Raw genomic sequence first — 13,815 nt, 5'->3', positions numbered from 1 at the left:
ACGTGGGCGGGCTCGCGGGCACCGCCGCCCCGGCCCCGGCTGCCGCCCCGGCCCCGGCCGTCGAGGGTGACGTGAAGGCGCCGCCCGTCGGGTGGGGTGCCACGGCTGACCTGGGCACGCCCGCCACCTTCGTGCTGCTGCGGCACGGCGAGACCGCGCTCACGCCCCAGAAGCGGTTCTCCGGCAGCGGCGGCAGTGATCCCGAGCTGTCGCCAGTGGGCCGGGCGCAGGCCGAGCGGGTCGCCGCCTCGCTCGCGGCGCGCGGCACCATCGAGGCGATCGTCAGCTCGCCGCTGGTCCGCTGCCGCCAGACCGCGGACACCGTCGCCGCCCAGCTTGGCCTGGACGTCCAGATCGAACAGGGGCTGCGCGAGACGGACTTCGGCGCCTGGGAGGGCCTGACCTTCGCCGAGGTGCAGCAGCGCCACCCGGAGGACCTGGCCGCCTGGCTGGCGTCCCCGAAGGCGGCGCCGACGGGCGGCGGCGAGTCGTTCGCCCAGGTCACCCGTCGCGTCACCGCCGCACGCGAGAAGCTGCTCGCGCGGTACGCGGGCCGTACGGTCCTCCTCGTCACCCATGTCACGCCGGTCAAGACCCTGGTCAGGCTGGCTCTGGGGGCGCCTCCGGAGGCGCTGTTCCGGATGGAGCTGTCGGCGGCGTCGCTGTCGGCGGTCGCGTACTACGCGGACGGCAACGCCTCGGTGCGGCTGCTGAACGACACGTCGTACCTGCGTTAGGGGGCGTCTGTCTCGCTCAGCGCGGCGGCTTCCTGGGCCAGGGTCTCGACCCTGGCCCAGTCGCGTGCCGCGAGGGCGTCGGCGGGCAGCATCCAGCTTCCGCCGACACACGCCACATTGGGCAGCGCCAGATACTCCCGCGCCGAATCGGGGCCGCCGATGCCGCCCGTAGGGCAGAACCTGGCCTGTGGGAGCGGGCCCGCCAGGGCCCTGAGGTAGGACGGGCCGCCCGCCGCCCGCGCGGGGAAGAACTTCATCTCGGTGACACCGCGTTCGAGCAGCGCGAGAACCTCCGATGCCGTGCCGACCCCCGGCAGGAACGGCACCCCGGCCCCGCGCATCGCCGCCAGCAGCCCCTCCGTACAGCCTGGACTGACCAGAAACCGCGCCCCGGCCGCGACCGCGTCCAGGGCGCGCTGCCCGGACGTCACCGTCCCGGCCCCGACCATCGCTTCCGGCACCCCCTCCGCGATGGCCCGGATCGCGTCGAGGGCCGCGGGGGTGCGCAGGGTCACCTCGACCGCGGGCAGCCCCCCGGCGACGAGGGCACGCGCGAGCGGTACGGCGTCGGCGGCGTCCGCGATGACCGCGACGGGCAGCACCGGGGCGAGGCCCAGAACGGAGAGGCCGGGCGAGGCGGGCGAGGCGGGCGACGTTGGCATGACCGCATCCTGGCGCCCACATCCAGCCCGCACAACAGCCGTTGCACACCACGCAACAGCACCACCATCAACCCATCAGTGGATCTCCGTCACCACCACATCAAGCTGCCAGGCCTTCCCGGCCTTGTCCGGAGCCGCCACCTCCACCACAAACCCCAGGTCCCGCAACGCCTCCACCAACTCCGCGGGCCCAGCGGGCGCCGCCCCCGCCCGCAGCAGCTCCTGCACAAGCCGCCCCTTGGTCGCCTTGTTGAAGTGGCTCACCACGGACCGCTTCTCGACGCCGTCCACCATGCGCGCGTGCAGCACCCGCACGGTCGCCGTACGCGAGGCCAGCTCGCCCTTGGGCTTCCACGCCGCCGCGTACGCCGCCGACCGCAGATCCAGTACGAGCCCGTCACCCGCCGCCTCCGGCAGCACATCCGCCATCCACGGCCGCCAGTACGCGCCCAGCGCCCCGAGCCCCGGCAGCTTCACGCCCATCGAGCAGCGGTACGACGGGATACGGTCACCGATCCGTACCGCGCCCCACAGCCCCGAGAAGACCAACAGCGCCTCTCCGGCCCGCTTCCGCGCGGCGGCGTCCAGCGAGTCGAGCCCGAGGGCGTCGTAGAGCACGCCGGTGTAGATCTCCCCGGCGGGGCGCGCGCCCGCGGCCTTCAACTCGGCGTTCTTGGCGACCTCTCCCGCGAGCCCGGCACTCAGCCCGAGCACCTCGCGCGCCTTGCCCTCATCCCCCACACACAACTCGACCAGTTCGTCCAGGACGGCCGCCCGCGCCCCCGCGAGCCCCGGCAGCGACAGCGACTCGGCCTTGAGCGGGGCCCCGCGCCCGGAAGCGGCCTTTCCCTCGGACGGCGGCAGCAAGACGAGCACGATCGGTTCTCCTTATGGCGCACGGCGGTACGGGGATGCGGCCCCTCAGCAGCGTATCCGCACAACAGGCCAGCCCGCCCCGAAGGCCATACGCTCGGCTTATGCCCCGCCGCCATATGCATGTGACCGGCGCCGCCGAGGCCCCGCTGCGTGCCGCCCTGCGTAAGCTGCGCACCGACCTGGAGGCGCCGGAGGCCTTCCCGCCCAAGGTGGTCGCCGAGGCGGAACAGGCCGCCGAGTCCCCTCGGCTGCCCGGCCTAGACGCGACCGACATCCCCTTCTTCACCCTTGACCCGCCCACGTCGACCGACCTCGACCAGGCGATGCATCTGTCGCACCGCGCCGACGGCGGGTACCGCGTCCAGTACGCGATCGCCGACGTCGCCGCCTTCGTCACCCCCGGCGGCGCGCTGGACGCCGAGGCGCACACGCGCGTGCTGACGCTCTACTTTCCCGACGGCAAGGTTCCGCTCCACCCACCACTGCTCTCCGAGGGCGCCGCGAGCCTGCTGCCCGGCCAGACCCGCCCGGCCGTGGTGTGGACGATCGACCTCGACGCGGAAGGCCGGAGGGTCGCCACCGACGTACAGCGTGCCCTGGTGCGCAGCCGCGCCAAGATGACGTACGAGGGCGTCCAGCAGACGCTCGACGACGGCACGGCCGAGGAGCCGCTGACCCTCCTCAGGGACATCGGCGAGCTACGCGAGCGCCTGGAGGTGGAGCGTGGCGGCATCTCGCTCAGCGTCCCCGAGCAGGAGATCGTCGAGCGCGGCGACAGCTACGTACTCGAATACCGCGCCACCCTCCCCACCGAGGGCTGGAACGCGCAGATCTCGCTGCTCACCGGCATGGCCGCGGCGGATCTGATGATCGCCCACGGCACCGGCATCCTGCGGACCCTGCCCACCGTCCCGGACGGCGCGGTCGGCAGGCTGCGCCGCTCCGCGGAAGCACTGCGCATCGACTGGCCGCACCACACTCCGTACGCGGAGCTGGTCAGGTCACTCGACCCGACCAACCCTCGGCACGCGGCCTTCATCCAGGACTGCACCACGTTGCTACGGGGCGCGGGCTACACGGTCTTCGAGGGCGGCGACATCCCCGACCCGCACCTGCACTCGGCGGTGGCCGCGCCGTACACCCACGCCACGGCCCCGCTGCGCCGCCTCGTCGACCGCTACACGTCCGAGATCTGTCTGGCCGCGACCGCCAACGAGCAGCCACCCGACTGGGTGCTCGCCGCGCTGCCCGAGCTCCCCCAGGAGATGGCCAGGGGCACCCAGCGCGCGGGCACGGTGGAGCGCGAGTGCCTCAACGTCGTCGAGGCGGCGGTGCTCAGGGACCGCGTCGGCGAGGTCTTCGAGGCATACGTGGTCGATGTGCGCGACGCCGAAGCCACCCCGACCGTCGGCACCATCCACCTGGAGGACCCGGCGGTGATCGCCCCCATCGAGGGCGACGGCCACCACCTGCACCTCGGCGAACGCCTCCAAGTCCGCCTCACCGAGGCCAACCCGGCAACAGCGACAATCCGGTTCGCCCCCGCGTGAGCGCACCACGGACTCCGACTGAGCTCCTGAGTCCGGGCCGTCCCTCCCGCCAGGTAGCATGGCCACCACGGCGGACGAGCCGGCCGGGCGGCCGCGACGCTGGTCTTCGGATCGGTGTCGAGGAACGTCCGGGCTCCACACGGCAGGGTGGTGGCTAACGGCCACCCGGGGTGACCCGCGGGACAGTGCCACAGAAAACAGACCGCCGGGACCGTATCCGTACGGGCCTCGGTAAGGGTGAAACGGTGGTGTAAGAGACCACCAGCGCCTGGGGTGACCCAGGCGGCTAGGTAAACCCCACCCGGAGCAAGGTCAAGAGGGCCCTCGCAAGGGGGCCTGCGCGGACGACTGAGGGCTGCCCGCCCGAGTTCGCGGGTAGACCGCACGAGGCCGACAGCAATGCCGGTCCTAGATGGATGGCCGCCTCCCCGGCCGCCGCAAGGCGACCAGGAGACAGAACCCGGCGTACAGGCCGACTCGTCCGCCGTCCCCCTCCAGCGAGCTAGCGAGTGGAGGGTTTAGGACACCGTGGTGGGTGGTTTGCACCGGTTTCGGTGCCCCAAACCCTCCAGTTGCTCGCGCTCGTTCGGGCTAGCCGACCAGGTGCGCCCGCAGGTCGTTGAGGACCTCGTCCGCCGCGGTTACGCCTAGGCCCAGGTACCAGGTCTCGTCCGGGACGTTGACCGCCTGGGCGTTCTTGACCGCGGGGAGCTTCTTCCAGAGGGGGTTGCCCTCGGCGGTGGTGCGGTCGGTCCGCTTGGTGTCGCCGTAGACGCCGGTGAAGATCCAGTCGGCGTCAGCCTCGTCGATCCTCTCCGGGCTGACCTCGGTGGCGAGGTCGTTGGCCTGCTGGTTCTTCGGGCGCGGTACGCCGACGTCCTCGAGGATGATGCCGATGAACGAGGCCTTCGCGTAGAGGCGGATCATGCCGGGCAGGTAGCGGAGCATGGTGACGGACGGCTTGTCGTCGCCGAGGTCCTCGCCGAGCTTCGCCGCCTTCTTCTCGTACGCGTCGAGCTTGGCCTTGGCCTCGTCGGTGCGGTCCAGGGCCGCGGCGTTGAGGAGGTAGTTCTCCTTCCAGGTGAAGCCCGGACGGATCGAGAACACGGTCGGCGCAATCTTGGAGAGCTGCGGGTAGAGCTTGGCGGCGCGCAGTTCGCTGCCGAGGATCAGGTCCGGCTTGAGGTTGTTGATCGCCTCCAGGTTGAGCGAGTTGATGGTGCCTACGCTCTTGGGGTTACCGGCGTGCCTTTTCAGGTACTCGGGGATGCCGTCGTCGCCCTCGGTGGGGGCGTAGCCGACCGGCTTGATGCCGAGGGAGACGACGTTGTCGAGCTCGCCGACGTCCAGGACGACGACCCGCTTCGGCTGGGCCTTGAGCTCGGTCTTGCCCCGGGCGTGCTCGATGGTTCGCGGGAACTCGCCGGGCCCCGCGGTGGTGCCCATCTTCGCGGTCTGCTCAGCGGCCTTGGTGAAATCGTCGCCGCCCTGCGCTACGGACTTGCTGCCGCTGCCGGGCGCGGCCTTCTTGGAGCCGGAGTCGCCGCTGTCACTGGTGCAGGCCCCGAGTGCGAGGGCGCTCACTGCCGCGAGGGCGACAGCTGCGGTGCCACGGTGACGGCGGCGGTGGCGGTGGCGGTTGCGGTGGCAGTCGCCGTGGCGTGTGGGCATGGGTGGTGCTCCGTCCCGAGGGGTGGGCAGTTAGGCTTGCCTTACCTTAGGTCCTCGCGCCTCGGCCAGCACAGTCGCCCCCTCCCGCTCAGGCGAACCGGGACATCGCCACCCTTTGGTGTGAAGCGAGCGGCGCCTGATGCCACGGCAGCGCGTACGAAAACTACCTTCGTCGCCGGAGGTGACCACTCGATGACGGTCTGTACGACGACGGGGTCCGCGGAGTCTGCCGCACCAGCGGGGGGAGCGGAGTTCATCATTGCCGCTGACGGGTCCTACGCCGCGCGGCTCGCGCAAGCCGGTGGTGGCGGTGACGCCGATGACGCCTGGCGGGTCGAGCGGTGGACCCTGGACGGGCCCGAGCCGTACGCCGTTCCGCTCCCCCTCGACCAGCCGGAGGAGCCGGGTACGGGAGTGCTGCCGATGACCGACGGCCGGGTGCTCATCCACCGCGCGGTGGCCGAGCGGCAGATGTTCTCGCTGCTGTACCCGACGGGCCCCGGCACCGGCGAACTCCCGCTCGGCGCCGTGGAGTGCGCGACCCTGCGCCTGCTGCCGCCCTCACCCTGCGGCGCGCGTGCCTACGCGCTGGCCACAGGGGAGCACACCACCGCCGTCTGGCTGGTGGCGGGCGGCGCCTTCGGACCCGAACTGGTCGCGGAGGTACCGGGACACTGCTCGGGCGGGGTCTGGCTGGACCGTACGGGACGAATGCTCGCCCTCGACCGCGCGCACGAGGGCCGTACGAAGGCAGTCGCCGTGGACCTGGCGCGGGGCGGCGAGATGTCGCCCCTGCTACAGATCGCCGAGGACAGCGACGACCGGCTGCTCCTCGCGGACCCGGGCAGCGGGCTAATCCTGGTCCGCTCCGACGCGCCGGGACACGACCGGCTCGGCTGGGGGGTCCTGGGCAGCACACTGCCGGTGCGCTTCCCGGAGGCACTGCGGATCGCGGACTGCGCGGTCGCGCCGTTCGCCGTACAGCCCGGGGAGCTGTTGAACCCGGAGCAGTCCGTGGTGGCCCTGCGCGTCGATGGCGCGGCGGGCACCTGGCTCGCGCTGTGGCGGCCCGGCGAGCGGCAGCCGCGGCATCTCACAGCGCCGGATGGCTGGTTGGCCGGAAGCGGGCGGTGGACGGCCGACGGGGTGCTGCGACTGCCGTACTCCACCGGGGCCGTGCCGTGTGGCGTCGCCCGGCTGACGGCGCCTCCCCCGATGCCCTGCGAACCGCACCCGCAAGCGATCGTCGAACCAGTCAAAGCGGCTGCTCAGCGTCCGATTCCCTTGCAGCAGGCGCCGCTCGTCGGGCGAGTGACGACCGGTTAGAATCACCCGGCTGTCGTACGACGATCTTCTTTTTTACGGGGTGAACCTTCCAATGACCGAGTGCCGCACTGTCCCGATGGAGCCGGACACACCGCACGGGGCGCCCGACGCGTCCAGCGCTCCCCACGCGTCCACGGGGCACGGTAAGCACCGTGGCCCCGCCGCCGCCCAGGAGGCCCCGGCCGTGCCCGGCGGTCGGCACCGCCGCCCGGCGGGTGGGCAGGAGCATGTGGCGATGGAGTCCGCCGAGGCGGCGGCCGCTGCCTGACTCGGAGAGGTGAGGGGCGGGGCGGGGTGCCCTTACGTACAGGGCACCCGTCACCCGTCACCGTCACCCGTCACCCGTGCTTCAGACCCAGCACCTCCGCCGCCGCGAACGTCTCGTTCTGCGGGCGCTCCGCGTAGTACGGGCTGATCAATTCGTCCAGTTCGGCGTGGCTGAACACGCCCTTGGCGGTGTCGAACTTCGCCGCGACCTTCGGCCGTTCCACGATCGCGACCATCCCGCCGTGCACCACCATCAGCTGTCCGTTGATCCGGGCGGCGGCCGGTGAGGCCAGATAGCCCACGAGCGGCGCGACATGCTCGGGCGCCAGCGGGTCGAGCGCGTCGCCGACCGGCTCCTGGAAGCCCTGGAAGACGTCCTCGGTCATCCGTGTCCTGGCCCGCGGGCAGATCGCGTTGGCCGTCACGCCGTACTTGCCGAGCGCCAGCGCCGTGGAGGTGGTCAGACCCACGATGCCGCCCTTGGCCGCCGCGTAGTTGGGCTGGCCCGCCGAGCCCGCGAGGAACGCCTCAGACGAGGTGTTGACGATCCGCCCGTAGACCGGACCAGCCGTCGCCTTGCTGCGCTCCCGCCAGTGGACCGACGCGAAGTGCGTCGTGTTGAAGTGGCCCTTGAGGTGGACCCGGATCACCGCGTCCCACTCGTCCTCGCTCATCGAGAACACCATCCGGTCGCGCAGGATGCCCGCGTTGTTGACCAGGATGTCCAGCTTGCCGTACGTGTCCACCGCCAACCGCACCAGCTCGCGGGCCTGTTCGTGGTCGGCGACGTCCCCGAGGTGGGCGACGGCCTGCCCGCCCGCGGCCCGGATCTCCGCCGCGACGTCGTCGGCGGGCCCCCGGGACGCCTCGCCCGTACCATCGCGGCCCGGCTGCCCGAAGTCGTTGACGACGACGCTCGCGCCGAGCCGGGCGAGCTCGATCGCCTCGGCACGGCCGAGGCCGCGGCCCGCGCCGGTGACGATCGCGGACAGTCCCTCAAGTGGCTGTGACATGGACACCATCCCTCCCTCCAGTCCTCGTCAGATCTCGATGCATGTACGGAGCGCGGCCCCGGTCCGCATCTGGTCCAGCGCCTCGTTGATCTCGCCGAGCTGTACGCGGTGCGTGATCAGGCCCGCCAGGTCGATCCGGCCCGCCCGCCAGAGGGCGATGGCCCGCTCGTACGAGGTGCGGACGTCCCCGCCGCCGTAGAGCGAGGGGAGGATGCGCTTCTCGTCGAAGAACAGCTCGAACATGTTCAGTTGGAGGAAGTCGTCCATGGCCCCCGCGCCGACCACGCACAGCGTGCCGCCGCGCCGGGTCATCTCGTACGCGGTCCTGGTGGTGGCTGACTTGCCGACGACCTCGAAAACGTAGTCGAAGCCCTCGCCCGCGGTGATCCGCTGCTTGGCGTCGGCCAGGTCGTCCGGCGCCACAGCCTCGGTCGCGCCGAACCTGAGCGCCGCCTCGCGCCGTGAAGGGACCGGGTCGACAGCGACGATCTGGGCCGCGCCCTTGAGTCTGGCGCCCTGGATCGCGGAGATGCCGACGCCACCACAGCCGATCACGGCGACCGACGAACCAGCTTCCACGTTCGCGGTGTTGATGGCGGCGCCAAGACCGGTGGTCACTCCGCAGCCGATCAGCGCGGCGATGTCGAACGGCACGTCGTCCGGTATCGGTACGGCGCACCCGGCGGCCACCACGACCTCCTCGGTGAAGGTCCCGGTGCCCGCGAAGCCGAAGACATCCCCGCCGGGGCGCTGGAAGTTGGGGGTGCCCGCGTTCATGAACCCGGCCAGGCACAGCTGGGTCTGGCCGCGCTTGCAGGACGGGCAACTGCCGCATGGCGGCAGCCAGCACACCAGGACCCGGTCACCCTGCTTGAGGTCACTCACGCCGTCGCCGACGTCGATCACCTCGCCCGCGCCCTCGTGGCCGGGTATGAAGGGCGCGGGCTGCGGCAGGACGCCGCTCATCGCGGAGAGGTCCGAGTGGCACAGGCCGGTCGCCCGGACCCGGATCTTCACCTTGCCCGGGCCGAAGCCCACCGCCTCGACGTCGTCGAGTACTTCGAGCTTGTCCTGACCAACCTCGTGCAGTACGGCTGCGCGCACGGTACGGCTCCCCTCGGGGTGTTCAGCTCTGGGTGTTCGGCTCGGGGCTCGGACTCGTAGGTGTCCGGCTCAGGAGTGCGGCTCAGGAGTGCGGCTCAGGAGTGTGTGACGATCGTGTCGGCCAGCACCGGCGCGTCGTCCCGTTCCACGGCGGTGACCTGGACCTGGAGCGCGTCTCCACCGTCCAGCCGCCACATCCGGACCCGCAGGGTCTCGCCCGGGTAGACCACCCCGGCGAACCGGGTGGTGTAGCCACGCACCCGGGCGACATCGCCGCCGAGTGCCGCGTCCACGACGGCCTTCAGGGTCATGCCGTACGAGCACAGGCCGTGCAGGATCGGCCGGTCGAACCCGGCGAGTTTGGCGAACTCCGGGTCGGCGTGCAGCGGGTTCCAGTCACCGGAGAGGCGGTACAGGAGCGCCTGCTCCTCCCTGATGGGCTTCTCGACCTCGATGTCCGGCGCGCGGTCTGGGAGTTCGGTTCGTGCGGACGGGCCGCGCTCGCCGCCGAAGCCGCCCTCGCCCCGTACGAAGATCTGGGTGTCGCAGGTCCACAGGGGGCCGTCGTCGTCGGCGGTCTCGGAGCGCATCACGATGACCGCGGCCTTGCCCTTGTCGTACACGGCCGGGATCGTCGAGGTCTGCACCGCTCTGCCCTCGACGGGGATCGGCCGGTGCAGCGTCACCGACTGGCCGCCGTGCAGCACATGGGCGAGGTTCACCTCGATGCCGGGTGCGGAGAGCCCACCGGCCAGAGCCATCCCCCCGCCCGCGACTGTGGCGAAGCTGGGCAGCACATGTAGCCGGGACTCAAGGGTGTAGCGCAGCTCGTCCGTGTCGGTGGCGGGGATGCCCGCGCCGAGGCCCAGGTGGTAGAGCTGGATGTCCTTGTGGCCCCAGGCGACGTCGGTGCTGCGGGGCTCGGCGGCGACGGCCTTTGCGGCATCAATGGGCATAGGGACGCGGCTCCTTGCACTGCTGGCGGCTTGCGACGGGCGACTTACGGCTTACGGCTTACGGCTTACGAAGGGCGGTTTACGTGGAAAGACCTCGGTGCGGCCGTCCGCACCGTCGGTCGCACCGAGGTCGTCTCTGACCAGCCGGACGAACGAACCGCCGTTCCGGACGTTCTAGAACGCGTTCTAGGCCGGTGATCCCATGTATAACGCAGCACTCGGCAGTTGTGAAGGCTCCTACGGGAGGACTCCTGACGCAGTGTCAGCTCATGCGGGCTGGTGAGATCACCGTACGCTGACCTCGTGGACGAGATGCCGCAGGATCACCGCCCGGGAAAATCCGTGAGAGTGCTCCTCGCCGAGGACCCGGGCATGGTGCGCGGCAGCCTCGGCCTGCTGCTCGGCATAGAGCCGGACCTCGAGATCGTCGCCCAGGTCGGGGCGGGCGAGGCGGTCGTGGACGCGGCGCTCACGGCGCGCCCCGACGTCGCGCTCCTGGACGACGGGCTCGTCGGCCGCGGTGGCCTGGACGTGGCGGCCGAGCTGCGCACGGAGTGCCCAGACTGCCGGGTGCTCGTCCTGGCCACCTTCGGGCGGCCGGGTTCGCTGCGGCGCGCGATGGACGCGGGGGCGGCGGGCTTCCTGGTCAAGGACAGCCCAGTGGAGGAGCTGGCCGAGGCGATCCGGCGTGCGCTGCGCGGCGAGACGGTGATCGACCCAGCCCTCGCGGCGGCGGCAGCAGCAGCGGCAGCGGCAGCGCACGAGGACGACGGCGAGAGGGAAGGCGCGCCGGAGAACGCGGGCCCTTAGGGGGCGTCCCCGGTCCCGCGAGGCGCGCGCGGCAGCCACAGCAGCGTCACCAGCGCGCCGACCAGCAGAATCGCCCCGCTCGTACGGAACGCCATGGCGTACCCGGACGTCAGCGCCTCGGCCGTGTCCACGCCCCCGGTCACCGCCGCCGCGATCGTGGACAGTACCGCCAGGCCCAGCGCGCCGCCCATCGTGCGGGAGGTGTTGATCAGGCCCGACACCAGGCCCGCGTCGCCCGGGTCGGCGCCCGATGTGGCGAGCGAGGCCAGCGGGGTGGCGGCGAGTCCGGCACCCAGCATCATCAGGATGCCGGGGAACATGATCGAGGTGACGTAACCGCTGCCGTCGGCGGTCATCGTCGACTGCCAGCCGAAGCCGGACGCCGACACCAGCATGCCGATCAGCGAGACGTTCTTGGCGCCGAGTCGTGGCATCAGCCGCGGGGCCAGTTTGGAGCCCACGATGACGGTGAGCGAGGACGGTACGAGCGCGAGCCCGGCTTCCAGCGGGGTGTAGCCGAGCACGTTCTGCGCGTACAGGGTCATGAACATCCACATGGCGAACATCGCGCCGCCGCAGATGAACATGGAGACGTTGGCCGCCGACACGGACCGTACCCGCAGCAGCTTGAGCGGCATCAGCGGTATCCGCGTACGCGCCTCGACCAGCAGGAACGCCCCGAGCAGGGCAAGTCCGGCGCACAGCGGCAGCAGGGTCGCGGGGGCCGTCCAGCCCGCGGACTCGGTCTGCACAATCCCGTACGCCAGGGTGGCGAGACCGCCCGTGACCAGTACGGCACCCGGCAGGTCAAGCCGGGTCCGCGCGCCCGCCCGGCTCTCGCTGAGCCACAGCGCGGCCGCGATCAGGACGAGCGCGCCGATCGGCACGTTGATCAGCAGCACCCAGCGCCAGGACAGCAGATCGGTCAGCGCCCCACCGACCAGCCCACCCGCCGCGCCGCCACCCGCGCCCACCGCGGTCCAGGTCCCGATCGCCCGCACCCGGGCGGGCCCCTCGGGCACCGCCGAGGTGAGGATCGTCAGCGTCGACGGGGACAGTATCGCCGCGCCCAGGCCTTGCCCCGCCCGCGCCGCCAGCAGCTGCCACTCGGCCTGGGCGAGCCCACCCGCGAGCGAGGCGGCCGTGAACAGCCCGAGGCCGAGCAGGAACATCCGCTTCCGCCCGAAGAGGTCACCGGCCCGACCGCCGAGCAGCATGAACCCGGCGAAGGCGATCGCGTAGGCGTTGACCACCCACTGCAGACCGATCGCGCTCATGCCCAGGTCAGCCCGCATGGAGGGCAGCGCCGTGTTGACCACCGACACGTCCAGTACGACCAGGAACTGCCCGGCACAGGCAGCCAGCACCACCGCCCACATCGGTGCGGACTTCCTGGCCGCGGCGGGTACGCGCGTGCCGGGCTCGGACGCGGATTCGGATGCGGATGCGGGTTCGGAGGCCGATTCGGAGGCGGAGGCTTGGACCATGGCGGCCATGCTCTCAGGCGAGACTCAAGCGACGCATCGGGGTTACGACCCAGCGACGGTAGGCCGCTGGTCCTAGGACGGCCCCCGCTACCCCCGCTCCCAGGACGGCCCCCGCTCCTAGGACGGCCTCCGCAGCAACGTCACCACCGCCGCCCCGCCCAGCCCGATGTTGTGCGCCAGCCCCACCCGCGCCCCCGGCACCTGCCGCTCCCCCGCCGTGCCGCGCAGCTGCCAGGTCAGCTCGGCGGCCTGGGCCAAGCCGGTCGCGCCGAGAGGGTGGCCCTTGGAGATCAGCCCGCCGGAGGGATTGACGACCCAGCGCCCGCCGTACGTCGTCGCCCCCGACTCGACCAGCTTGCCGGACTCGCCGTCCGCGCACAGGCCGAGCGCCTCGTACGTCAGCAGCTCGTTGATCGAGAAGCAGTCGTGCAGTTCGATGACGTCGACCTCCTCGATGCCGAGGCCGGACGTCTCGTACACCCGCTCTGCCGCGGCCCGCGACATCGGCTTGCCGACGACGTCGATGCAGGACCCGGAGTCGAAGGAGGCGGCGGTGTCGGTGGTCATCGCCTGGGCGGCGATCTCCACGGCACGGTCGGCCAGGTCATGCCGCTCCACGAACCGCTCCGACACCACCACCGCGGCGGCCGAACCGTCTGATGTCGGTGAACACTGGAGCTTGGTGAGCGGCCGGTGGATGGTCTTGGCGGCCAGGATCTCGTCGACCGCGTACACGTCCTGGAACTGGGCGTACGGATTGTGCGCCGAGTGCCGGTGGTTCTTGGCGCCGACGGCCGCGAGCTGCGCCTCGGTGGTGCCGTACAGCTCCATGTGCTCACGGGCCGCGGCGCCGAAGATCTGCGCGGTGGGCGGGGTCATCTCGAAGCCGTGCTTGGCGGCCATGATCCCGTAATGTCGGGCAACGGGCGAGCTCTTGAAGTCTCCGCCGTCGTCCGAGCCGCCGCCACCCAAAGCGCCCCGCTTCATCTTCTCGAAGCCGAGCGCCAGTACGCAGTCGCTCAGCCCGCCCTCGACGAACTGCCGGGCCATCATCAGCGCGGTAGCCCCGGTGGCACAGTTGTTGTTGACGTTGTACACGGGCACCCCGCTCAGCCCGATCTCGTACACCGCGCGCTGTCCCGCCGTGGACGGCTGGAAGCAGTACCCGACGGGCACCTGTTCCACCAGGTCGTACGCGATTCCGGCATCGGCGAGGGCCTGGGTCCCGGCGTCCCTGGCCATGTCCCAGTACTGCCAGTCGCGCGACTCGGGCTTCTCGAACTTCGTTATGCCGACACCGACGATGTAGCTCTTCATGGTGAGTGTCCTCCGTCCCTAGTCTCTGGTCCCTGGCCC

At 71.5% G+C, this 13,815-nt stretch carries 12 protein-coding genes, 1 other RNA gene and 1 pseudogene; 6 read left to right on the top strand and 8 right to left on the bottom strand.

The features are described 5' to 3' along the window. Positions 1 to 737: bifunctional RNase H/acid phosphatase (locus tag GCN81_RS25315; protein WP_156726803.1), on the top strand; the 737-nt coding region annotated here is incomplete at its 5' end. Here GCN81_RS25315 and eda read toward each other — a convergent pair. Together eda and yaaA are read right to left on the bottom strand one after the other, a co-directional pair. Beyond that, entirely contained in the window at positions 734 to 1,399 is a 666-nt protein-coding gene (eda, locus tag GCN81_RS25310; protein ID WP_156726802.1) for a bifunctional 4-hydroxy-2-oxoglutarate aldolase/2-dehydro-3-deoxy-phosphogluconate aldolase, read from the bottom strand. The two genes, GCN81_RS25315 and eda, sit on opposite strands and share 4 nt — an antisense overlap. Before the next feature lie 75 nt (positions 1,400 to 1,474). Continuing rightward, the gene (yaaA, locus tag GCN81_RS25305) at positions 1,475 to 2,275 is read right to left on the bottom strand and encodes a peroxide stress protein YaaA (RefSeq protein WP_156726801.1); all 801 of its coding nucleotides are present in this window, start codon (positions 2,273 to 2,275) and stop codon (positions 1,475 to 1,477) included. Between the two features lie 101 nt (positions 2,276 to 2,376). Here yaaA and GCN81_RS25300 point away from each other — a divergent pair, with 101 nt between their 5' ends. Together GCN81_RS25300 and rnpB are read left to right on the top strand one after the other, a co-directional pair. Further along, positions 2,377 to 3,825, top strand: coding sequence for an RNB domain-containing ribonuclease (locus GCN81_RS25300; protein ID WP_156726800.1), 1,449 nt, complete (start codon positions 2,377 to 2,379; stop codon positions 3,823 to 3,825). 75 nt (positions 3,826 to 3,900) lie between these two features. Further along, positions 3,901 to 4,309: RNase P RNA component class A (gene rnpB / locus GCN81_RS25295), an RNA gene on the top strand. 107 nt (positions 4,310 to 4,416) lie between these two features. On the opposite strand, the gene GCN81_RS25290 is transcribed toward rnpB, so the two are convergent. Next, on the bottom strand, positions 4,417 to 5,496 hold the full coding sequence (locus GCN81_RS25290; protein WP_156726799.1) for an ABC transporter substrate-binding protein: 1,080 nt from the start codon (positions 5,494 to 5,496) through the stop codon (positions 4,417 to 4,419). 192 nt (positions 5,497 to 5,688) lie between these two features. Between GCN81_RS25290 and GCN81_RS25285 the strand changes: the two genes are divergently transcribed. Together GCN81_RS25285 and GCN81_RS25280 are read left to right on the top strand one after the other, a co-directional pair. After that, the gene (locus tag GCN81_RS25285) at positions 5,689 to 6,822 is read left to right on the top strand and encodes a hypothetical protein (protein WP_156726798.1); all 1,134 of its coding nucleotides are present in this window, start codon (positions 5,689 to 5,691) and stop codon (positions 6,820 to 6,822) included. Between the two features lie 76 nt (positions 6,823 to 6,898). Continuing rightward, positions 6,899 to 7,090: a hypothetical protein gene (locus GCN81_RS25280; RefSeq protein WP_156726797.1), complete on the top strand. Its 192-nt coding sequence runs from the start codon at positions 6,899 to 6,901 to the stop codon at positions 7,088 to 7,090. Between the two features lie 70 nt (positions 7,091 to 7,160). On the opposite strand, the gene GCN81_RS25275 is transcribed toward GCN81_RS25280, so the two are convergent. The 3 genes from GCN81_RS25275 to GCN81_RS25265 form a co-directional block, all read right to left on the bottom strand. Beyond that, entirely contained in the window at positions 7,161 to 8,102 is a 942-nt protein-coding gene (locus GCN81_RS25275; protein ID WP_156726796.1) for a 3-oxoacyl-ACP reductase, read from the bottom strand. A gap of 27 nt (positions 8,103 to 8,129) precedes the next feature. After that, positions 8,130 to 9,206: a Zn-dependent alcohol dehydrogenase gene (locus GCN81_RS25270; RefSeq protein ID WP_156726795.1), complete on the bottom strand. Its 1,077-nt coding sequence runs from the start codon at positions 9,204 to 9,206 to the stop codon at positions 8,130 to 8,132. Positions 9,207 to 9,301: 95 nt separating this feature from the next. Further along, positions 9,302 to 10,162, bottom strand: coding sequence for a MaoC family dehydratase (locus GCN81_RS25265; RefSeq protein WP_156726794.1), 861 nt, complete (start codon positions 10,160 to 10,162; stop codon positions 9,302 to 9,304). A 312-nt stretch (positions 10,163 to 10,474) separates the two neighbouring features. Here GCN81_RS25265 and GCN81_RS25260 point away from each other — a divergent pair. Further along, positions 10,475 to 10,909 (top strand): annotated as a pseudogene (locus GCN81_RS25260) (response regulator); the annotation flags it as partial. Positions 10,910 to 10,968: 59 nt separating this feature from the next. On the opposite strand, the gene GCN81_RS25255 reads toward GCN81_RS25260, so the two are convergent. Continuing rightward, complete coding sequence (locus tag GCN81_RS25255) at positions 10,969 to 12,468, bottom strand: MFS transporter (RefSeq protein ID WP_156726793.1); 1,500 nt, start codon at positions 12,466 to 12,468, stop codon at positions 10,969 to 10,971. A gap of 108 nt (positions 12,469 to 12,576) precedes the next feature. After that, positions 12,577 to 13,776 carry a lipid-transfer protein gene (locus GCN81_RS25250; protein WP_156726792.1) on the bottom strand — a complete coding sequence of 400 codons (1,200 nt, stop codon included), beginning with the start codon at positions 13,774 to 13,776 and terminating at the stop codon, positions 12,577 to 12,579. Positions 13,777 to 13,815: the final 39 nt, after the last annotated feature.

It is taken from the genome of Streptomyces apocyni (assembly GCF_009739465.1).
Lineage (GTDB): Bacteria > Actinomycetota > Actinomycetes > Streptomycetales > Streptomycetaceae > Streptomyces > Streptomyces apocyni.
Note: the sequence above shows the minus strand (reverse complement) of the source record. Positions and strands in the feature narration are given on the sequence as shown.

Coding starts and splice junctions, on each gene's coding strand:
- GCN81_RS25255 (WP_156726793.1), bottom strand. CDS start 12,468: ATGGCCGCCATGGTCCAAGCCTCCGCCTCCGAATCGGCCTCCGAACCC.
- GCN81_RS25250 (WP_156726792.1), bottom strand. CDS start 13,776: ATGAAGAGCTACATCGTCGGTGTCGGCATAACGAAGTTCGAGAAGCCC.
- eda (WP_156726802.1), bottom strand. CDS start 1,399: ATGCCAACGTCGCCCGCCTCGCCCGCCTCGCCCGGCCTCTCCGTTCTG.
- GCN81_RS25300 (WP_156726800.1), top strand. CDS start 2,377: ATGCCCCGCCGCCATATGCATGTGACCGGCGCCGCCGAGGCCCCGCTG.
- GCN81_RS25280 (WP_156726797.1), top strand. CDS start 6,899: ATGGAGCCGGACACACCGCACGGGGCGCCCGACGCGTCCAGCGCTCCC.
- GCN81_RS25275 (WP_156726796.1), bottom strand. CDS start 8,102: ATGTCACAGCCACTTGAGGGACTGTCCGCGATCGTCACCGGCGCGGGC.
- GCN81_RS25285 (WP_156726798.1), top strand. CDS start 5,689: ATGACGGTCTGTACGACGACGGGGTCCGCGGAGTCTGCCGCACCAGCG.
- GCN81_RS25290 (WP_156726799.1), bottom strand. CDS start 5,496: ATGCCCACACGCCACGGCGACTGCCACCGCAACCGCCACCGCCACCGC.
- GCN81_RS25265 (WP_156726794.1), bottom strand. CDS start 10,162: ATGCCCATTGATGCCGCAAAGGCCGTCGCCGCCGAGCCCCGCAGCACC.